The sequence below is a fragment of the Nonomuraea sp. bgisy101 genome (assembly GCF_057708945.1).
Window position 1 is genome coordinate 51171 of the sequence record NZ_JBYITD010000032.1, and the last position, 19468, is coordinate 70638.

The 19468-nt window shown below is 70.8% G+C and carries 19 protein-coding genes; 8 read left to right on the plus strand and 11 right to left on the minus strand.

Translation table 11 applies throughout. The features are described 5' to 3' along the window. Positions 1 to 87: 87 nt before the first annotated feature. From AC3EO4_RS42640 to AC3EO4_RS42655, 4 genes are read right to left on the minus strand one after another with little or no spacing between them, the layout of a single operon-like run. Entirely contained in the window at positions 88 to 1197 is a 1110-nt protein-coding gene (locus tag AC3EO4_RS42640; protein WP_431901352.1) for a PucR family transcriptional regulator, read from the minus strand. A 10-nt stretch (positions 1198 to 1207) separates the two neighbouring features. After that, positions 1208 to 3274: a hypothetical protein gene (locus AC3EO4_RS42645; RefSeq protein WP_379577799.1), complete on the minus strand. Its 2067-nt coding sequence runs from the start codon at positions 3272 to 3274 to the stop codon at positions 1208 to 1210. Further along, positions 3261 to 5579, minus strand: coding sequence for a glycoside hydrolase family 3 C-terminal domain-containing protein (locus tag AC3EO4_RS42650; protein ID WP_431901354.1), 2319 nt, complete (start codon positions 5577 to 5579; stop codon positions 3261 to 3263). The genes AC3EO4_RS42645 and AC3EO4_RS42650 overlap by 14 nt, the downstream gene beginning before the upstream one ends. Next, positions 5576 to 6145 (minus strand): TetR/AcrR family transcriptional regulator, encoded by a 570-nt coding sequence (locus AC3EO4_RS42655; protein ID WP_379577803.1) that lies wholly within the window; start codon positions 6143 to 6145, stop codon positions 5576 to 5578. Before AC3EO4_RS42655 ends, AC3EO4_RS42650 begins: the two co-directional genes overlap by 4 nt. A 46-nt stretch (positions 6146 to 6191) precedes the next feature. Here AC3EO4_RS42655 and AC3EO4_RS42660 point away from each other — a divergent pair, with 46 nt between their 5' ends. Beyond that, positions 6192 to 7118 carry an alpha/beta hydrolase gene (locus tag AC3EO4_RS42660; RefSeq protein ID WP_431901357.1) on the plus strand — a complete coding sequence of 309 codons (927 nt, stop codon included), beginning with the start codon at positions 6192 to 6194 and terminating at the stop codon, positions 7116 to 7118. On the opposite strand, the gene AC3EO4_RS42665 is transcribed toward AC3EO4_RS42660, so the two are convergent. Continuing rightward, positions 7096 to 8478 (minus strand): carboxylesterase/lipase family protein, encoded by a 1383-nt coding sequence (locus AC3EO4_RS42665; protein ID WP_431901360.1) that lies wholly within the window; start codon positions 8476 to 8478, stop codon positions 7096 to 7098. The two genes, AC3EO4_RS42660 and AC3EO4_RS42665, sit on opposite strands and share 23 nt — an antisense overlap. Next, positions 8475 to 9821 carry an MFS transporter gene (locus tag AC3EO4_RS42670; protein ID WP_431901363.1) on the minus strand — a complete coding sequence of 449 codons (1347 nt, stop codon included), beginning with the start codon at positions 9819 to 9821 and terminating at the stop codon, positions 8475 to 8477. Before AC3EO4_RS42670 ends, AC3EO4_RS42665 begins: the two co-directional genes overlap by 4 nt. A 99-nt stretch (positions 9822 to 9920) precedes the next feature. On the opposite strand from AC3EO4_RS42670, the gene AC3EO4_RS42675 reads away from it, so the two are divergent. The 4 genes from AC3EO4_RS42675 (at position 9921) to AC3EO4_RS42690 (ending at position 11868) form a co-directional block, all read left to right on the plus strand. Further along, positions 9921 to 10145, plus strand: coding sequence for a hypothetical protein (locus AC3EO4_RS42675; protein WP_431901366.1), 225 nt, complete (start codon positions 9921 to 9923; stop codon positions 10143 to 10145). A gap of 93 nt (positions 10146 to 10238) precedes the next feature. After that, on the plus strand, positions 10239 to 10658 hold the full coding sequence (locus AC3EO4_RS42680; RefSeq protein ID WP_379577813.1) for a hypothetical protein: 420 nt from the start codon (positions 10239 to 10241) through the stop codon (positions 10656 to 10658). 2 nt (positions 10659 to 10660) lie between these two features. Beyond that, complete coding sequence (locus AC3EO4_RS42685) at positions 10661 to 10885, plus strand: helix-turn-helix transcriptional regulator (RefSeq protein WP_379577815.1); 225 nt, start codon at positions 10661 to 10663, stop codon at positions 10883 to 10885. A 26-nt stretch (positions 10886 to 10911) separates the two neighbouring features. Further along, on the plus strand, positions 10912 to 11868 hold the full coding sequence (locus AC3EO4_RS42690) for an NAD(P)-dependent alcohol dehydrogenase (RefSeq protein ID WP_431901368.1): 957 nt from the start codon (positions 10912 to 10914) through the stop codon (positions 11866 to 11868). Between the two features lie 38 nt (positions 11869 to 11906). Here AC3EO4_RS42690 and AC3EO4_RS42695 read toward each other — a convergent pair whose 3' ends face one another. Both AC3EO4_RS42695 and sigJ read right to left on the minus strand, forming a co-directional pair. Continuing rightward, positions 11907 to 12587 carry a hypothetical protein gene (locus tag AC3EO4_RS42695; RefSeq protein WP_431901370.1) on the minus strand — a complete coding sequence of 227 codons (681 nt, stop codon included), beginning with the start codon at positions 12585 to 12587 and terminating at the stop codon, positions 11907 to 11909. Between the two features lie 165 nt (positions 12588 to 12752). Then, entirely contained in the window at positions 12753 to 13631 is an 879-nt protein-coding gene (gene sigJ, locus AC3EO4_RS42700) for an RNA polymerase sigma factor SigJ (protein WP_431901372.1), read from the minus strand. Between the two features lie 208 nt (positions 13632 to 13839). Here sigJ and AC3EO4_RS42705 point away from each other — a divergent pair, with 208 nt between their 5' ends. Continuing rightward, a complete protein-coding gene (locus AC3EO4_RS42705; RefSeq protein WP_379577823.1) occupies positions 13840 to 14979 on the plus strand; it encodes a sensor histidine kinase in 1140 nt (379 codons plus the stop codon). Further along, entirely contained in the window at positions 14976 to 15626 is a 651-nt protein-coding gene (locus tag AC3EO4_RS42710) for a response regulator (RefSeq protein ID WP_379577825.1), read from the plus strand. The genes AC3EO4_RS42705 and AC3EO4_RS42710 overlap by 4 nt, the downstream gene beginning before the upstream one ends. Before the next feature lie 19 nt (positions 15627 to 15645). Here the strand turns inward: AC3EO4_RS42710 and AC3EO4_RS42715 are convergent, their stop codons facing one another. Continuing rightward, positions 15646 to 16368, minus strand: a complete 723-nt coding sequence (locus AC3EO4_RS42715) for a DUF2306 domain-containing protein (protein ID WP_379577827.1) — start codon at positions 16366 to 16368, stop codon at positions 15646 to 15648. 207 nt (positions 16369 to 16575) lie between these two features. Here AC3EO4_RS42715 and AC3EO4_RS42720 point away from each other — a divergent pair, with 207 nt between their 5' ends. Then, positions 16576 to 17562, plus strand: coding sequence for an NAD(P)-dependent alcohol dehydrogenase (locus AC3EO4_RS42720; RefSeq protein WP_431901376.1), 987 nt, complete (start codon positions 16576 to 16578; stop codon positions 17560 to 17562). Between the two features lie 165 nt (positions 17563 to 17727). Here AC3EO4_RS42720 and AC3EO4_RS42725 read toward each other — a convergent pair whose 3' ends face one another. Both AC3EO4_RS42725 and AC3EO4_RS42730 read right to left on the minus strand, forming a co-directional pair. After that, complete coding sequence (locus AC3EO4_RS42725; RefSeq protein ID WP_431901378.1) at positions 17728 to 17910, minus strand: hypothetical protein; 183 nt, start codon at positions 17908 to 17910, stop codon at positions 17728 to 17730. 393 nt (positions 17911 to 18303) lie between these two features. Next, on the minus strand, positions 18304 to 19347 hold the full coding sequence (locus tag AC3EO4_RS42730; RefSeq protein WP_431901380.1) for a trypsin-like serine peptidase: 1044 nt from the start codon (positions 19345 to 19347) through the stop codon (positions 18304 to 18306). Positions 19348 to 19468 lie beyond the last annotated feature (121 nt).

Below are 19468 nucleotides of genomic sequence, written 5' to 3' on the forward strand. Positions count from 1 at the left end.
CCTCGGTCGGTGGACGTGGGTATGCCCCAGATCCTGCTGAAATGATGTTCTGGAGTCACTAGGCGCGCGACGCCGCTTCCGGCCGCCCTATTGTGCGGCGGCACAACCGCTCAGCCGCAGCGCGAGCACGCCCGTGTACAGGGCCGCCACGTCTTCGGGACGCTCCAGCGACCTGCCGGTGAGCTGCTCGACCCTGTCCAGCCTGTTGCGCACGGTGTTGCGGTGGCAGTACAGGCGCCTGGCGAGGTCGGCGGTGGACTCGCCGGTCTCCAGCCACGTCTCGAGCGCCTCCAGCAGCCGGGTGGTGTCACGCCTGCCGAGCAGCGGCCCCAGGACGGTGCCGGCCAGCCGTTCGGCCAGGTCAGGGCTGGCGGCAAGGAGCGCGCCGACGGGCCGTGCGTCCACGGTCGCCACGCCCGCGACGCCCTCGGGCAGGCTGGCCCGCGCCAGCATGGCCAGCCGCAGCGCCGCCGCCGTCTCGGTCAGCCGCTCGTACGGCGGGCTGACCCCCACCCTGCCCTTCAGCCCCTCGAACGAGCGCGCCGACAGCACGCCCACCTGGTCGTCGGTGCGCAGCCGCCACGCGCTCCCCCTCGGCATCGTGGTGCCCAGGTCGGCCACCACGCACAGGTAGGGGCCCCTGGCCGGCAGGCCGAGCGCCTGCGCGCTGCCGTCGAGCGCCGTCCAGTCGTTCACCCTTCCCTCGATGAGCACGTCGAGCAGGACGAGCCGCTGCCTCTCGTCGTGCCTGGTCAGCTCGACCATGGTCTCTCTGTAGCTCTCGGTCACGGCCACCGAGTAGGCGTCGACGAGCGTCCAGATCGTGGTCATCGAGGTGGCCAGCGTGTCCACCGGGTAGCCGGGGTCGGCCGTGGCCCGCTCGACCAGGCTCTCCCAGAGCACCCTGAACCCGATCCTGTAGGCGTGCAGCAGCGCGCCGAGCGGGAAGCCCTGCGCCGCGCGCAGCCGGGCGGTCTCCCTCGACGCCTCCGTGCACGGCGGGCGCTGCTCGATCAGGTCCGTGAGCTGCGCCAGGATGTTGCGCCTGTTGTGCTCCTTGACCTCGGCCAGCCGTTCGGGCGCGAGGGTGGCGTAGGTCTCGTCCTCGGCCACGATGGCGGCGAAGACCCTGTCGGTCAGTCCAGGCACGTCCCGCAACAGCTCGGTGGCGAGCCGTGCCATCAACGGGTACGCCATGGCGGGGAGCCTACTGTGCGGGGGCACAGGGCGCCGCGTCGGCGGGGAAGCCGCCGAACCCCTCGTGGAGCACCCGCCAGGTGCCGTCGCGTGGAAAGCCGTCCTCCTTCACCATCATCGCCACGGCGGCGAGCAGGCCGCCGTTGGCGGGCAGGTAGACGCTCAGCCCTCCGGGGAACTGCGGCACGTGCCCGCCGGCCGGCGTGTGGTTCTTGTAGGTGTCCATGAGCAGGGCGTCGACCGCCGCCGCGGGCCGTCCGAGCTTGGCGGCGCACATGGCGAGCACCGGGTAGTCCCAGCCCCAGGTGCTGGAGAAGTCCCAGCGCGCGAGCACGTCGTCGTAGGTCGCGGCCATCGTCTCCCGATCGATCAGCGGGGTCCACGGCACGAAGCCGAGCGCCATCAGCATCGAGGGATGGTCGTCGGTGACCGTGTACGGCTCGACGGCCACCGCCGCGTAGACCCCGTCGCGCACCGTCGGCCTGGCCAGGTCGTTGATGACGGCGTCCCACTCGGGGCTTCTGTCCATGCCGAGCCGCTCCCTCCAGCGCTGCGCGACGCCCAGCGCCCAGTGCCAGTAGGCCAGCTCGAACGTCGGGTCGGCGGTGCGGGCCCTGCCCGGGTAGTAGGTCTCCTGCGCGGGCACGACCGGAGGGCCCAGATGGTAGGCGCCGCCGTCCTCCTCGGCGAAGTCGGCCATGAAAGCGGCGGTCTCGAAGACGATCTCCTTGTACCGCTCGAGCACGCCGGGGTCGTCGCCGTTCAGCCTGAGCAGCTCGGCGTAGTAGATGGGGTGCGGCTGCTGCCAGATGATGAACGCGCCGATGTCGCTCGGCGACTCGCGGCCGTCCGGACCGACCTGCTTGGGCCATCTGGCTCCCGCGTAACCCTGCCGCCGCGCGGTCCCACGGGCCGCGCCCAGGATCTCCCCGTACCAGCCGAGGCTCCTTTCGAGCAGGTCGGGCCTGCCCCACACGGCGAAGTGCGCGGCGTGCCACCAGTGCATCTCCAGGTGGAACTTGCCGCCCCACGAGTTGTGGACCAGCCCCGACTCCTGCGGCGGCATCACTCCCGCGCAGTGGACGGCGGTGAGGTACCTCGACAGGATGATCCTGCGCTCCAGCTCGTGCGCGCGTGGGTCGGCGCTGCCCTCGAAGGTGACGGCGGCGCCGCGGGACCAGAAGTCGCGCCAGTGCGCGGCGGCCGACTCCCGGACCTCCTCGAAGGCGGGCGGACGGCCGGCGCGCGTGGTGCCGAAGGCGACCGTGGCGGTGAGCGCGGGGCCCTGGGCGCCGATCACGAGCTCGGGCCCGACCTCGCCGTCCGTCGCCACCCGCACGACGTAGCGGGCGTCGCCGACCGTCCGCTCGGCCGACGCCCGGCCGTACACGGTCTTCTCGACCAGCCGCTCGCCCTTCACCAGCGGGTCGCCCTGCTCGGGGAAGGACACCCTGAGCCGTAGCCCCCCGTCACGCAGCAGCGGCGACTCCACCCTGGTGGCCACCACGTCACGGCCGGGGTGGACGACCGTCCACACCTCGACAGGGCTGCCGAAGACCTCGAAGCGGGCGTGCACGCACCCCGTCCACAGGTCGAGCTCGACCCGCGTGGCCTCCAGATCCTCGAGCCCCACTCGCCTGCCGGCGAAGTCGAGGCCCAGCCTGCCGAGGTCGAGCCTGCGCGGGTTGGCGTACAGCCAGGCCGCCGCCTCCGGCCGCGGCCCGAGGCCATCGGGGTAGCGCACCTCGCCGCGCCTGGTCCGGTAGCCGGTGGAAGCCTCCTCCAGCGTGTACGGCCCGCCGGGCTCCGTGGAGTACCAGCCCCAGGTGGACCGGGTGCCCAGCGGAACGGGGAAGTCGTCCAGATCGAACTCCCGCACCGGCAGCCGCCTGACCCCCTGCTCGTCGGTCACCATGGCCGGCCTCGGCAGCAGCTCGTGCTCGCGGGGAAAGGTCTGCAACCCCGTGACGTCCACGTTGAAGGCGAAGTCGCCGTTGCCCACGCTGAGCGTGGACGAGGGGTGCCACGCGGTCACGACGACGTTGTGTCCGCGCACCAGGCGTTCACGGTCGATCATCGCGCACCCTCGCCGCCAGCTCGTCGAGGCCGTCGGGGTCGATCTTCGAGCCGGGGAACCTGGCCAGCCGGTTCAGCGGGATCGAGCCGATCGTCTTGACGTAGTCGTCGGTGAGGAAGCGCGAGGGCTCCCGCATCCAGCCCAGCAGCGCCGTACGGCCGGCCGCGTCGGCGAACCAGTCGCCGAGGGGCGAGTCGGGCGTGAGCACCGGGCGCCTGCCCGCCACGTCCAGCGTGACCTCGGCCGACAGCCGCAGGTCCCTGGAGGAGGCGCCCACGTGGACGCGCGCCGTGCCCGGCTCGGCCACCCACCGGCCCCCGACGACGTCGAAGAAGGAGAAGTCACGGTACGTCAGGGTGAAGCGGACCTCTGCGCTCTCCCCCGGCTCAAGGGCGACCTTCGTGAACCCGCGCAGCTCGCGCACCGGTCGCCGCACCGTCGCGCTCGGCGCCGACACGTACAGCTGCGCCACCTCGCGCCCGTGCCTGCCGCCCGTGTTGGTGACGAGCGCCGCGACCTCGACCTCGATCTCCTCGTCGGTTCCCCGCACCGAGACCGCGAGATCGGAGTAGGCGAAGCTCGTGTAGGACAGGCCGTGGCCGAACGGGTAGCTGACCTCGCCGTTGACGGCGTCGTGGTAGCGGTAGCCGACGAAGACGCCTTCGCCGTACCTCACCTCGTCTGGGTCGCCGGGGAAGTTCAGATAGCTGGGAGTGTCCTCCAGGCGCAGCGGGATCGTCTCGGCGAGCCGTCCCGACGGGTTGACGACGCCGAACAGGATGTCGGCGACGGCACCGCCGCCCGCCTGGCCGAGCAGCCAGCCCTCCAGGATCGCGGCCACGTTCGCGTCCCACTCCGACACCGCCACCACGCCGCCGTTGGACAGCACGACGACCGTCCTGGTGGCCGTGGCGGTCACCGCGTCGAGCACCGCGCGCTGGCCCGCGGGCAGGTCGAGGTGGGTGCGGTCGTAGCCTTCCGACTCCTCGCCCTCGGGCAGGCCGAGGAAGACCACGGTGACGTCGGCCGCCTCCGCCACAGCACGCGCCTCGTCCAGGAGCGCCTGGTCGGGTTCGCCCCCGTCGAGGCGGTAGCCGGGGGCGAAGGGGAGGTCGGTCCGGGCGAGGGCGCGCAGCTCGGTCAGCGCGTCGTCGAGCCTGGTGGGGATGATCTGCGAGCTGCCCGCGCCCTGGTAGCGGGGGGTGCGGGCGAGCTCGCCGACGACCGCCACGGAGGCGGAGGGGGTGAGCGGCAGCACGCCGTCGTTCTTCAGCAGGACCGCGCACTGTCCCGCGACCTCGCGCGCCAGCCGGTGATGCTCCTCCGCGCCTTCGACGGCGATCGCGACGCCGCCTCCCGCCTGCGCGTCAGCGTAGGCCTTCGTGAAGGCCGGCGTGCCCGCGTGCGGGAACCGGGAGTCGCCCGCGGGTGCCGGCCGTACCGCGTCGGGCTGGGCTTCGCGTGCCCGCTCGACGAGGGCGATCACCCGCCGGGCCGCGAGGTCCAGCAGTTCGGGGTCGAGCCGCCCGTCCCGCACCGCCTCGACGAGCTGCGCGTCGGTGATGCCTCCCGAGGTGGGCATCTCGAGGTCGAGCCCCGCCCGCACCCCCGCGACCCGGTCGTCGACCGCGCCCCAGTCGGACATGACCAGGCCGTCGAACCCCCACTCCTCGCGCAGGACCTCGGTGAGCAGCCAGTGGTTCTGGGAGGCGTACTCGCCGTTGACCTTGTTGTAGGCGCACATCACGGTCCACGGCCTGGCGTGCCTCACCACATGCTCGAATCCGGCGAGGTAGATCTCGCGCAGTGTGCGCTCGTCCACCTCGGCGCTGACCCGCAGCCTGTTGGTCTCCTGGTTGTTGGCGGCGAAGTGCTTCAGCGCCGCGCCGACGCCCCGCGACTGCAGGCCGTCGACGAGCGCTGCCCCGAGCACGCCGCTGACCAGCGGGTCCTCCGACAGGTACTCGAAGTTGCGGCCGCACAGCGGGGAGCGCTTGATGTTGATGCCGGGGCCGAGCAGTACCTGCACGCCCAGCGAGCGGGCCTCGGTCCCGAGGGCGGCGCCCACCCCGCGCAGCAAATCGGCGTCCCATGAGGAGCCGAGGGCGACGGCGGGCGGCATGCACGTGGCGGGGATGCTCTGGCCGATGCCGAGATGGTCTCCGCCGACGATCTGGCGGCGCACCCCGTGGGGGCCGTCGCTCAGCGTGATCGAGGGGAGGCCGACGCGGTCGACGGTCTTGGTGGTCCAGAGGGAGGCGCCGGAGGTCAGCGACGCCTTTTCGGCGATGGTCAGGTCGTTCACGGCGCGATCGTGTCCAGGTAGGCGTCGAGAGAGGCGAGCAGGTCGAAGTCGGGTTCGAGCAGCCACTGGGTCTGCAGCCCGTCGAGTACGGCGATGAGCACGGGCCCCGTGGCCCTGGCGTCGACCTCGCCTCTGCTCTTGGCCTGGGCGAGCTTGGCGGAGAACAGCTCACGGCTGGTGCGGTAGCGCTGCTTGAAGAAGTCGTGGGCGGGGTGCTCGGGGTCGCCGGCCTCGGCGGAGAGGGTCACGAACAGCCGCATGACGCCCGCCGTCTCCATGTTGCGGATCATCAGCTCGCGGGTCGCCTCGCGGAAGCTGCCCATCTCCTCCCATCTCGCCTCGAACCAGGGAATGTCGATGTCGTCGCGCTGCTGCAGTACGGCGGCCAGGAGGTCCTCCTTGGAGGGGAAGTAGTGCAGGACACCCGCGAGCGTCAGCCCCACCTGGGCGGCCACGTCGCGCAGGGAGGCCCCTCTGTAGCCCTTGCGGCTGAACAGCTCGCGGGCTGAGGCGAGGATCTGCTCCCTGCGGGCGACGCCCGCGGTGGAGGGCTTTCGTGCGGCCATGAAATCCAGGCTAACAAAACCACCTATCAGTTGGTAGGTTTTTGTTATGGCACTCGATCCACTGCTCGCCCCCCTGCTCGAGATGTACGCCTCGCTGCCCGCGCCCGACCGCGAGATCGCCGTCGCCGAGCGGCGGCGCGCCCAGCGCGAGAGGTCCGCCGAGGAACGCCCCTACACCCGCTACGTCGAACCCGCGCCCGCCGTGGCGGAGGTCCGCGACGTGACCATCCCGCCGGACGGCATCGGCGCTCGGATCTACCGCCCGGCGCGGGACAGCACCGGCACGCTGGTCTTCTACCACGGCGGCGGCTGGTGGTCGGGGCACCCCGACGACACCGACACGCGCTGCAGGACCATCGCCGCGGGCACCGGCGTCACCGTGGTCAGCGTCGACTATCGGCTGGCGCCCGAGCACCGCTTCCCCGCCCATGTCGACGACTGCTACCGCGCCCTGGAGTGGGCGGCAGCGCAGGGCTTCGGCCCCGGCTGGCTGGGCGTCGCGGGCGAGAGCGCGGGCGGCAACCTCGCCGCCGCCGTCGCCCTGCTGGCGCGAGAGCGCGGTGGCCCCGCACTGGACCTGCAGATCATGGAGATCCCCGCGCTCGACCTCACGCTGTCCTCCCCTTCGATCGGCACGTACGCCGAGGGATACGTGCTGACCAGTAAGGAGATCCGCTGGTGCGTCGAGAACTATCTCGGCGACCACGACCCCACCGACCCGCTCGTCTCCCCGCTGCACGCCGGCGACCTCACAGGGCTGCCGCCCGCGGTCATCCTGACGGCCGAGTGCGACCCGCTGGCCGACGACGGCGGCCGCTACGCCGAACGGCTCCGGTCCTTCGGCGTGTCCGTGACGTACAGGGAGTTCGAGGGGCAGGTACACGGCTCGCACGGGCTCACCGCGCTCCTGCCCCTCGCCCGCGAGTGGCGGGAGACGCTGCTCGACTCCGTCAGGGCGAGTCTGAAGGCCTGAGCACGCCGCCGCCCGGCGAGTCGAAGACCATCACCGGGCGGCCCTCGTCCCAGGCGGGCCAGCCTGGCTCGCCTTCCCTGACGAAGCGCACCCACGCCCCGTGCATCAGATCGGCGAGCTCCTGCGGGCGGTCAGCCCCGCAGATCGCCTCCGCCTCCGGGGTGCCGAGCGTGTCGAAGACGTAGTTGAGCTCCACCGCGTGCGCCGCGCCGAGGTCGTGGACAGGCGAGCGCCACGCGAACTCGTACATCCAGGTCCGGGCGCCGCGGGCGTCGGCCAGGGCGCGCATCGGCCTGCGCAGGAGCAGGTCCGTGGTCAGCTCGCCGAGGAGCTCCCCGCTTCCCGCCCCCGGACGGGCGCGACGGAGAGCCGCCACCTCCTTGCGCGGCACTTTGAACCTCAGCCGGGCGGCCAGCAGGTGCAGCCAGGTGATCTTTTCGAGTTTCCCCGTGGGCGCGAGCCACAGCCGGTACTCCTCGGACGTGTGGCCCATCATGACCGGGATGTCCGCCCCTGCACCCGTGAGCAGCGCGGCTCCCGGATCGGACGGCACCGGCTCGTCACCCGGCACGACGCCGAACCCCTGGCTCCTGCCGACCATCCGCGTCTGGCAGGCCAGCAGGTCCTCGGGCGACACCCGCGCGAACGCCTCGCGCGTCGCGGGTATGCCGAGGTCCCTTGCCATCAGGTCGGTGATCCGCCTCGCCCGCCCCGCGGGACCGGGGCCGACCGGGCCGCTCTGGATGACCGCCTGCGAGAACAGCTCCTTCGCCGGCGGATGGGCGAGCAGCGAGGCGACCGCCCCTCCGCCCGCCGACTGGCCCGCGACCGTCACCCGGTCAGGGGCGCCGCCGAAGGCGGCGATGTTGTCACGCACCCAGCGCAGCGCCGCCACCTGATCGGCCACGCCCAGGTTGGCCGGCGCGTCGTCGAGGACCGAGAAGCCCTCGGCGCCCAGCCGGTAGTTCACCGACACCAGCACCACACCGTCGCGTGCGAAGGCATGGCCGTCGTAGGTGGCCAGCGCGTTGCTCCCTCTGGTGAGCGCGCCGCCGGGCAGCCAGACCATGACCGGGTGACCCGTGCCCTCCGCGGGCGCCCAGATGTTGAGGTTGAGGATCTCCTCACCGTCGATGATCACGCTGGGCAGGATGTCCTCCAGCCCTCCCGCGTACGGCACCTGCGGCGGCGTCGGGCCCATCCGGGTCGCCTCACGCACGCCGTACCAGGGATCGTGCGGGCGGGGCGGCGCGAACCTGTCGTCGCCGTACGGCGCGGCGGCATAGGGCACCCCCAGGAACCTGGCGATCCCGCCCGCCACGCTCCCCCGCACCTCACCTTGGGCCGTCTTGACGATCATGCCGGCTCCACCACGGCCGTGCGCCGTCCCGCCAGACGTTCGGCCGCCTCCCTCGCGACCTCCCTGCTGATCGGGTAGGCCGCGAAGGCCAGCGCGCCCACCAGCCCGATGCCCGCGGGCACGAGGCTCTGGGCCATGAGGATGCCGGTCAACGTCTCCTCGCTCTGCGCCACGCCCCCGCTGCGGTACCCGGTCAGCGCGAGCGTGTACGCCAGCAGCCCTCCGCCGATCCCGCCGCCCGCCTTGGACGCGAACGAGGTCATCGCCGCCAGCGACGCCTCGGTCCTGAAGCCGTGCCGCCACTCGGTGTAGTCGGTCAGCTCCGCCAGGAGCACCAGGCTGAGCGCCACCGCCCCGCCGAACCCGACCCCCGTGAGCGCGAAGCAGGCCAGCACAGGAACCGGATCGGACGGCACCACCATCAGCAGCGCCAGTCCGGTGACCGACACGCCCAGGCTCGCCAGGTAGAGCGGCTTCGCCCCCACCCGCCTGCCCAGCACGGGCACCACGATCGCGCCTCCCACCATCGGGATCGCCATGACGAACGCCGCGGCCGAAAGATACCGCTGGTCGCCGATGTAGTAGAGGAAGAAGAACGGCATCGCCGCCGTGAGAGCCCCGCTGGCCGCCTGCACCGACACCTTCGACAGCAGCAGGATCGGCACCGCCCTGCCGGAGAAGAACACCCGCCGCACGTCCGCGAGCCGGTATCGCTCTGGCGAGAGCGGCACCACCCGCTCACGCACCTTCAGCACCATGACGGCCACGAGGCAGAGTCCCGCGACAGCGGAGCCGATCACGTACGTCAGCCATCCGCGCGTCCCCCCGCCCAGCGCGCCCACCACCGGCAACGTCAGACCCGTGGCCATGGCGGCCGCGAACAACCCCGTGACGCCGACGATCGCGGCCAGTTGCCCGCGCGTTCCGGGGTCCCCGCTCATCGCGGGCACCAGCGAGGTCATCGGGATCAGGAAGAGGTCGAGCAGCAGGCCCCACAGCAGGTACGTGATCCATACGGCGACGACCGCGTTCGGCAGCAGGGCGGGCACGACGAACAGCGCGACGACGCAGAACACGCATAACAACGCGCCGACGAGCACGTAGGGGCGGAACCTGCCCCAGCGGGTCGGCGGGAGATGGTCGACGAGGTAGCCCATGACAGGGTCGCTGGCGCCGTCCGCGACCCTGGCGACCAGCATCAGCGTGCCGACGGCCGCCGCGCCCATGCCCACGACGTCGGTGAGGTACAGCAGCAGGAAGCCGGAGCCCGCGCTCATGAGCACGCCACCGAACACTCCCGAGAAGAAGGCGAGCTTCTCCCCCAGGCCGGGCTTGTCGTCCATCTCACTCCTCAGCGACGCCAAAACCTACCAACTGATAGGTAGATCCTCTAGGCTAGGGTCGCCCAGCGCGTACCGTCAATGCACCCCATGGAGTCGAAGGTGAGCACCATCGGGACATGGACGGTCAGCCTCATCCCCGAGACCGCCCTGGACGTCCGGGGGATCCGGCGCGCCGCGGTCATCACCGGCATCAAGCAGTGGATGAACGACTTCGGCGACAGCCCGGACTTCGACGCGGGCGAGCTGCTCGACGCGCCCCTGACCATCCTCCGCGGCGCCCACGCCGAAGGGGCCGGGGCGGCGGGCCTGGTCGCCTGGTACTGACCCCCTCACCTGCGCGATGTTAAGAATGCTTGACGTCATGTACGGGTTGTTTTACATTCCCCATGTCAGGTTTCTTTGACATCGGGAGCACGCGTGTCAACCGAAGAGAAACGTGTATGGATCTACGCCGTGATCGCCGTCGGCGTGCCCGTCGTCTACTTCGCCACCATCCTCAGACAGGTCGCGTCGACGGACGTCGCACACATCGCCTACGTGTGGCCCCTCCTCACGGCCATCGGCGTCGCGGTGGCGGTGAACGTCGTCGCGAGCATCGTGACCGCGATCGCCGCGCCCAGGGAGGCGAACCTCAAGGACGAGCGGGACACCGACATCCACCGGTACGGCCAGCGCGCCGAGTACTACGTCCTCGCCGTCGGCTCCGTGGCGGTACTGGGGCTGACCCTGGCGAAGTTCGAGCACTTCTGGATCGCCAACGCGCTCTACCTGGCCTTCGTCCTGTCGGCACTCGCCTCGGCGATCGTGAAGATCGTCGCGTACCGCAGGGGCTTCTGACGATGGTCAAGCCCACCAAGGTCACGAACGTGATCCGGGCCCTCCGCTTCGCGCACGGCGAGATGACACAGGCGGACCTGGCGGAACGCATCGGCGTGACCCGCCAGACCGTCATCGCCATCGAGCAGGGCCGCTACTCGCCTTCGCTGGAGATGGCCTTCCGGATCGCCCGGGTGTTCGACGCCCCCCTCGACGAGGTCTTCCAGTACCCCGACACCGAGCCGTAGCCCTGCACCGAGAGGAACGTGATCGCATGAAAGCGATGGTCCGAGAGACCTACTGCTCACCCGACCTGCTGCGGCTCGCCGACATCGACCGGCCGGTGGCCGGGGACGACGACGTGCTCGTACGCGTGGTCGCGGCCGGCGTCGACCAGGGCGTCTGGCACCTCATCACCGGCCTGCCGTACCTCAGCCGCCTCGCCTCAGGGCCGTTCAGACCGAGACACCGCGTCCCCGGCCTGGACGTCGCCGGCCGCGTCGAGGCCGTCGGCGCGAACGTGACCCGCTTCCGGCCCGGCGACGAGGTGTACGGCACCTGCGACGGCTCCTTCGCCGAGTACGCGCGCACCAGCGAGGACCGGCTCGACCACAAACCGGCCAACCTCACCTTCGAACAGGCGGCGGCGGTCCCCACCTCCGCCTTCCCCGCCCTCCAGGGTGTTCGCCCGGTCCAGGCAGGGCAGAGGGTCCTGGTCATCGGCGCGGGCGGCGGCGTCGGGACGTTCGCCGTCCAACTGGCCACAGCGTTCGGCGCGGACGTGACGGGTGTGTGCAGCACCGCCAAAGCGGACCTGGTCCGCTCGCTCGGCGCCGACGTCGTCGACTACACCCGCGAGGACTTCGCCGACGGCGCCCACCACTACGACCTCATCGTCGACACCGCGGGCCACCGTACGCTGTCCCACCTCCGGCGCGCGCTCACCCCCACAGGAACGCTCGTCGTCATCGGCAGCGAGGTGAAAGGACGCTGGCTGCAGGGCACGGACCGCCAGCTCCGCATGTTCCTGCTCTCGCCCTTCGTCCGCCAGAAGCTGCGTCCCCTGTTCTCGACAGCGCGCCAGGAGGACCTTCGGCTCCTGACGAAGCTCCTGGCGTCCGGCCAGGTCACCCCCATCATCGCCAGGACGTACCCGCTGGACGAGGTCGCCGAAGCCGTCCGGTACCTGAGAAGCGGACAGGCGGCCGGCAAGATCGTCATCACCGTGTGAGTTCGTGGCGTTCGGCGCGGCGTCATGATCCCACCGCTTCACCGAGCGTTGCGGACGGTCACCCACTCCGCCGCCACCACCCGGTATCCGAACTCCGAGAAGAGGCAGCCCGCCACGGCCATCATGTGGGCCGCACCCCAAGGCACCCCCACCGTGATCGGCTCCTCGCCGCGCTCCTCGTGGATCCGTGTGAGGAGGTCCAGAAGGCGCTTGTCCCGCTCGTGGAGCATGAGCTTGCGCCACACCTGCTTGGCCCGGCCGCCCGCCCACCCGTCGTGTCCGGTGAGGTCCGTGACGTCGATGCCGCCGGACGGGAACCTGATCGTCGTCAGCCAGTCCGGCACCGCGGTGAGCGCGTCCATGACGAGGCTGAACCACCTCCCACGATCGTCGTCCCTGTCGGGCCAGAGCAGCGGAACACCCAACGACTCGACGTCGAGACCGACCAGCTGATGCACGAGCCCATCGACCCGGATCCTGGAGATCCTGCGGTGCAGGAGGAGATCGGCATACGGCTCCCCCTCGGCGACGATGAGGTCGCAGCCGCGCAGCCGCTCCGCCACCTGGTCGTAGAAGGCCTGCTCGGCGACGTGCACCATCGGGATGAGAAGGAACCTCATCGGCGAGCCGGGCCGCCGGAAGGTGAGAACGGCGGAGCGGACACCGATGATGCTGGTCTCGATGAACTGCATGGACACCCCCGCAGCCAAGGCCGTCACGCCGGATCAACGATCGCCACACGAGGGAGTTCCTGAGATGCTTCCCCGTGAGACAGATCGCCACCCGAAATGTCCCCGTCCATTCGCCGGCGAGCGCGCCGCCACCGCCAGGGCCGCAGGGAACGGGTCCCGGATCGAAGGATCGCCGCGACGACGGCGGGCTGGTCAGAGGACCGGCAGGTCGAGCTCGCGTAGGCGTTCGGGATCGGCGAGCACGTCGATGGCGACGACCTTCCCGCCCGCGACGGTGAAGGCCATGACGGACAACGGCCGTCCATCGGCGGCGACGACGACTCCGGCGGCACCGTTGATGAGCGCCGGCCGTGCGAACGGCGAGAGCCGTCCGAAGCCGACGGCCTGCTCGGCCACGGTCCGCGCCCCGTTGAGCACGACCGTCTGACTGGCACGCACGACGCCGCCGTCGGACCGCAGCACGACGTCCGGGTCGAGCACGGCGACGAGCGCGTCGAAGTCGCCGTCGCGGGCGGCGGCGAAGAACGCGTTGACGACATCGCGCTGACGGGCGAGATCGGGGTCGGGAGCCGGGGCCTGCCCCTGCACCCGGCGGCGGGCGCGGCTCGCGAGCTGCCGCGCCGCGGCCGGAGACCGCTCGGTCATCGAGGCGATCTCCTCGAACGGCACGGCGAACATGTCGTGCAGCACGAACGCCAGCCGCTCGGCCGGCGACAGCGTCTCGAGCACCACCAGCAGTGCCAGCCCGACCGAGTCGGCCAGCAACGCTTCATGCTCGGGGTCGATCCCGGACTCGGGGCTGATGATCGGGTCGGGCATGCGCACCTCGAACGACTCCTCGCGCCGATGCTCGCGCGAGCGCAGCACGTTCAGGCACACGCGTGCCACCACGGTGGTCAGCCACGCGCCGAGGTTCTCCACGCCGCTGGTGTCGGCGCGATCGAGTCGCAGCCAGGCTTCCTGCACAGCGTCGTCGGCCTCGCTCACCGAGCCGAGCATCCGGTAGGCCACCGCTTGCAGATGAGCCCGATGCTCCTCGAAACGCTCGGTCAGCCATACCTTTTCGTCCACCGTGTCACAGTCCTTCCGCGCGGCGTGTCGTAACAGTAGACCCGCGAAAACCGGCCGATGTGACCGGGGAGACCGACCCCGAACCGAACACGACCTCACCGATCTTGGCCGCGGCGGCGTCGCACCGCTCCCGCCGCACCGTCCGATCCCGCTGGAAATGTGAGAATTGCTCTTCGGGCTGAACAGGGGCACTCGTTACCATGATTTGGTGTACGGCCTCCTTCGCTCCGTGTGGAACGAGCCACGTCCCCCCGACCCGCCGCTGCGGGTGTGGCGGGACTGGGCGCTCGTGGGCGTCCTCGTGCCGATCGCGGTTCTCGAGGGAGTCCTGCGGCCGGACCTTCCGTGGCGGGCCGTCTCGGTGACGGTCACCCTCGGGCTGGTGCCCACGTTGTTGTGGCGCAGGACCAGACCGCTGCCGATGCTCGCGATCGCCTTCGGAACCACGAGCCTGGCCCCGCTGTTGACGAGCGGCGAGTCTCCGGAGACGTACACGATGGTGTACCTGCTGCTCCTCGTGTACGCGTTGTTCCGGTGGGGAGCGGGACGCGAGGCCGCGGCCGGGTTGGCGATCATGCTCGTCGCGGTCCTCCTCTCGATCGGCTTCGACCGCATCGTCCTCGCCGACGCGGTGGCGGCGTTCGCCGTCATGTCGTCGGCCATCGCCCTGGGAGTGGCGTTCCGGTACCGGGCCAGGGAGAGGATGCGCGAGCTCGACCAGGTCAAGCTGCTCGAACGCGAACAGCTGGCCCGCGACCTGCACGACACCGTCGCTCATCACGTCTCGGCGATGGCGATCCGAGCGCAGGCGGGCCTCGCGACGTCGGCGTCGCGGCCGAACGCCGCCACCGAGGCGCTCCACGTGATCGAGGCGGAGGCGGCGCGCGCCCTCGCCGAGATGCGCACCATGGTCCGCGTCCTTCGCCAGGACCAGCAGGCGGAGCTGGCGCCCGGACGGGGCGTCGCCGATCTTGAAGGGCTGGCGAGCCAGGGCCCCTCCGTCCCGGCCGTCGACGTCGAGATCTCGGGCGACCTCGACGACCTTCCCCCGCTGGTCGGGGCCGCGCTGTACCGCCTGGCCCAGGAGTCGGTCACCAACGCCAGGCGGCATGCGCGCCACGCCACCCGCATCGAGGTCCGCGTCGCCGCCGACGACACGTCGGTGCACCTGCGCGTGAGCGACGACGGCGACAGCAGCCTCCTGCGCCAGACCGGGTCGCCCGGGTACGGGCTCATCGGCATGATCGAACGCGCCGATCTGCTCGGCGGCACCTGCGTCGCCGGCCCCGACCCCGACCGGGGATGGACGGTGACCGCGGTGCTGCCTCGAACCGGATCGGCGACATGAGCATCCGGGTGATCGTCGCCGACGATCAGGAGATCGTCCGTACCGGACTCTCGATGATCCTCGACGCCCAGCCGGACATCGAGGTCATCGGCGAGGCCGCCGACGGGCGGCGAGCCGTCGAGCTCGCGCGGCGCCTGCGCCCGGACGTGTGCCTGTTCGACATCCGCATGCCCGGCCTCGACGGCATCGAGGCGACCCGTTCCCTCGCCGGGCCGTCCGTCGAGGACCCCCTCGCCGTCGTCGTCATCACCACGTTCGATCTCGACGAGTACGTCTACGCCGCCCTGAGGGCCGGTGCCCGGGGGTTCCTGCTCAAGAACGCCGGCGCTCACCTGCTCTCGCAGGCCGTCCACGCCGCCGCCAACGGCGACGCGCTCATCGCCCCGAGCATCACCGCCCGGCTGCTCGGCGCCTTCGCCCGCACCGGGCCCGCCTCACCCCCGACGCACCCCATCGAGGTGCTCACGGACCGTGAAGAACAGATCCTGGCCACCGTGGCACGCGGGCGAACCAACAACGAGATCGCCGACGAGCTGCGCATCTCTCTCAGCACCGTCAAGTCCCACATCGCCAGCCTCATGGCCAAGCTCGGCGCTCGCAACCGCGTCGAGATCGCCATGTGGGCCTACGAGACCAACCGCGTCTAGAGCGATCCTGAGAAAGGCGTCAGAAGGATGGCCGGGCGCCCCGCCTCTGAATGATCCATTCGGCCACAGCGAGATTGATCACCCATCCGCCGCCCAGGAGCAGCGCCCTGGCGATCTCGCCGGGCGTGCCGATGGCCAGGAACCAGAGCGCCAGCACCACCGCCTGCGTGCCCGCGCCCAGGCCGATCGCGTAACCGCGGACCATCCAGGCGCGGTGCCCTGCGACGTCCCGCCGCCGGATCGCGGCGAAGCCCAGGGCAAGGGACAGGACCATGGCCGCGCCGAACACGAGCCGGAACCCCGCGAGGAGTTCGCCGTCGCCCGCGGGGCGCGGATAGAACAGGGACATCCACAGCCCCGCCAGCGCCGCGAGGAGTCCGCACGGAACCAGCAGCCGCCCCGCGACACGGTGCCAGCGCGGCCTCCGGCGGCGGAACCCCGCCGCGAACTGGAAGGCGCCCAGCACGCTGTACACACAGGCGCCGATGATGTGCAGCACCACGGGCAGGGGCGCCGCGAAGAACCGTCCGTTCTCCGGCGTGATCGCCGCACCGCCGGCCAGTTCCGTCAGGCGTACGGCACCGGCGACCACGGGAACGGCGCCGAGCACGATCAGCGCGGCCGGCACGAGCCACCCAGCCCTCGAGGAAGGGGCTGTGGCCCCGCTCCGGCCGTCCTTCAACCGGCCGGCTCGCGGCGGCTGCGGGAACGGCAGGCGTCCCGCCGGGCTCTCGTCGGTCATGCCCTCGATCGTGACGGCTGAGGCGACGGCGGGTCATCGACAGAACGGCCCTGCCTGACCTGGCCGATCGTCCGCCAAACGGGCGTACTTTCGGCTGATGAGCCCCCTGATCACGCCTTCTACGCTGATTTTCACGACACGCCGTCGATGCGGGAGCGTGACGGCCCCCGATGGATGTCCGCACTCGCCGTGGATGAGGAGAATGTGATGAAGGCGTTCGTCCTGCGCTCGTACGGCTCACCCGACGTCCTGGATCTCACCGAGATCGAGACGCCCGTGCCGGGCGACGACGAGGTGCTGGTCCGGGTACGCGCCACCTCCGTCCAGCCGTACGACTGGCACTTCATGAGAGGCGAGCCGTACATCGCGCGCCTGATGGGCGGCGGCCCCGGGCTGCGCAGGCCGAAAATCAACGTCCTGGGCGCCGACGTGGCGGGGCAGGTCGAGGCGGTCGGCAAGGACGTGACAGAGTTCCGCCCCGGCGACGAGGTGTTCGCGATGCCCAAGCAGGGCGGCTTCGCCGAGTACGTTTGCGTCCGGGAAGACGAGCTGGCACCGCGACCGGCGAACCTGTCGTTCGAGCAGGCGGCCGCGGTACCGATGGCCGCCGGCACCGCCCTGCTCGGCCTGCGCGACCAGGGACGCGTACAGCCGGGGCAGCGTGTGCTCGTCAACGGGGCCTCAGGAGGCGTGGGCACGTTCGCCGTGCAGATCGCCAAGGCGTTCGGCGCGAAGGTCACCGGCGTCTGCAGCACGCGGAACGTGGACCTGGTCCGGTCGATCGGCGCGGACGAGGTCATCGACTACACGCGAGAGGACTTCACCCGGAACGGGCAGCGCTACGACCTGCTGCTGGACGTCGCGGGCGGCTACCCGGGAGCGGCATGCCGCCGGGCGTTGACCCCCCAGGGCACCTACGTCGTCGTCGGCGGGCCCGCCGGCCGATGGGTGCGACCCGCCGGCCGCATGTTCTCGACGTTCGCGGTGTCGCCGTTCGTGTCCCAGACCATGGCCCTGGCGGACGTGGTCCGATGCACGGAGAACAAGCGGAACCTGCTGACGCTGACCGAGTTCATCGAAGACGGCAAGGTCACCCCGGTCATCGACCGGGTCTACCCGTTCGAGGAGATCCCGGCGGCCATCCGGTATCAGGAAGAGGGGCACGCTCCGGGCAAGGTCGTCATCGCGTCCTGAGACCACGCTCAGCGGGGCCGATCCGACATCAGCCGTCTGAGCATCGCCTGCCGCACGAAACCGGGACAACTTATCGAGAAGATCCCGCATCTCAACCATTGTGATCAAGCAAGCGATGGCAGTGGCACTGGTGATCGGATCGGTGTCGGCCGGAACCGGCGTGGCCTACGCGGACAGCGTCGAGATCCCCAAGGGATTCCTGGTGACCGAGCCCGCGGCGATCGCCGGGCCGGTCATGGAGGACGAGGAGTGGTGGGAGATCAGCGACAGCCTGACCCGGCAGCTCGAGCTCAATCCCTGCCGCGCCAAGGCGAAGCCCCGCGACAACCGGCTCGCGATACGCACCATCACCTACTCGACCAGCGCCCCCTCCGGCAGCAGCGAACAGCTCGTGCTGTACGGGAGCGTGAGCCCGGCGAACGGGCGATCGTCGCCCGCCGCGGCACCGCTCTGTTCCTCTACACGGACATCGGCAACGGCCCGGAGGCCGGCAGGAAGATCGCCGCCCAGGCGAAGAAGATGGCGAAGAAGGTGTGCGCCCTGCCTGGGGTGTGCGACTGAACCGCCGTTCCGGCCATCGGCCATCACCTCGACTCCCGCGTCGAACACACGGGCTCCGACCCCTGCAATGTCGTCAGGCCAGAGGCGCACGACTGTCCGGCCCGTGTCAGCGCGATGAGGGCAACGCTGCACCCGCCCGCTCGCCTGGGTGGACGGGCGGCGGGCGGGTGCAGCGTTCTTCTACGCGATGGGGCCGGTCCAGAAGTTGCCGGCGGCGGAGTAGACCGCAGCCACCTCGCCGTCGAAGTAAGGGGAGACGCCGGTGTCGTAGCGGCCGTCGCCGTCAGTGTCGGAGACGCTGATCGTGATGCCGTTGAGGTAGCCGGTGCCGCTGTCCTTGCTGTAGTGGTACAGCCAGGAGGAGCCGAGGGAGCCTTCACCGGGGAACGGGGAGTCGACGCCGATGGCCTGGTCGGCGGCGAGGTCGGAGAGCCTCACGGGAAATGTCGATCCGGTGGACTGTTCGAGGGTCTGGCCTGTGTAGGGCCGCCCGGTTCCGTCAGGGTTGGGGCCGGCCGGGTAGCCGAAGACGTCGACCGAGGAGCTCGGCGGCTGGTTGTAGCGAAAGCCCAGCCCGCCGACGCTGTCGACCAGCCTGCCGGTATCGGTCAGCACGCCGGAGGAGGACGAGACGACGCCGTTGTACACGTTCACGAAGGCGAAGTCGCGGTCGTAGTCCGCGTACACGCCGAAGTCGTAGTGGGCGACGGCCTGCTTTCCGACGTACAGGCCCGACGGGGTCGTGCCTTCGGAGTAGCCGGGGACGAAGACCCACTTGTCGAGCGCGGCGCCCGCGCGCTGGGTGTCGTACACGCAGTGACCGGCGGTGGCGACCAGGTTGCGGTAGTTCGACTGCATGGCGGTGCCCGTACACCAGTGCGGCTGACCGTCGGCGCCGACGAAGAACACCTTGCCCGAGGTCGTGGGCAGCTTTCCCTCCGGCGAGGCCACTCCCTGCACCGGCGCGACCACGCCAGGCTTGCCGTCCGGGACGACGGCGGTGGACGTCCGTTCCCCATGGACCACGGTCTGCACGGCGTAGGGTGTGGCGCTCTTCAGGTTGGCGGCCCCGTCGGCGAGCCAGAACGTCGCGGCCTGCTGAGCAGCCGACACGCTGGTGGCCAGAGGGACCGTCACCGGGCTCGCGGCCAGAGCCGGTGCGGAGACGACGGTGGAGCCCACCAGGCCCAAGCCGATACCTAATGTGATCAGTGCACGCCTCATAACGGATCTCCAGTCCCATTCATGGGGGCGTTCGTGACGGCCCCGTCAGCATGGACCCCGGCCGGGCTGTTCGGCCTGACCGAGGAAAAGGAAGATCATAACGCCAGCGGGATGTCCCGCA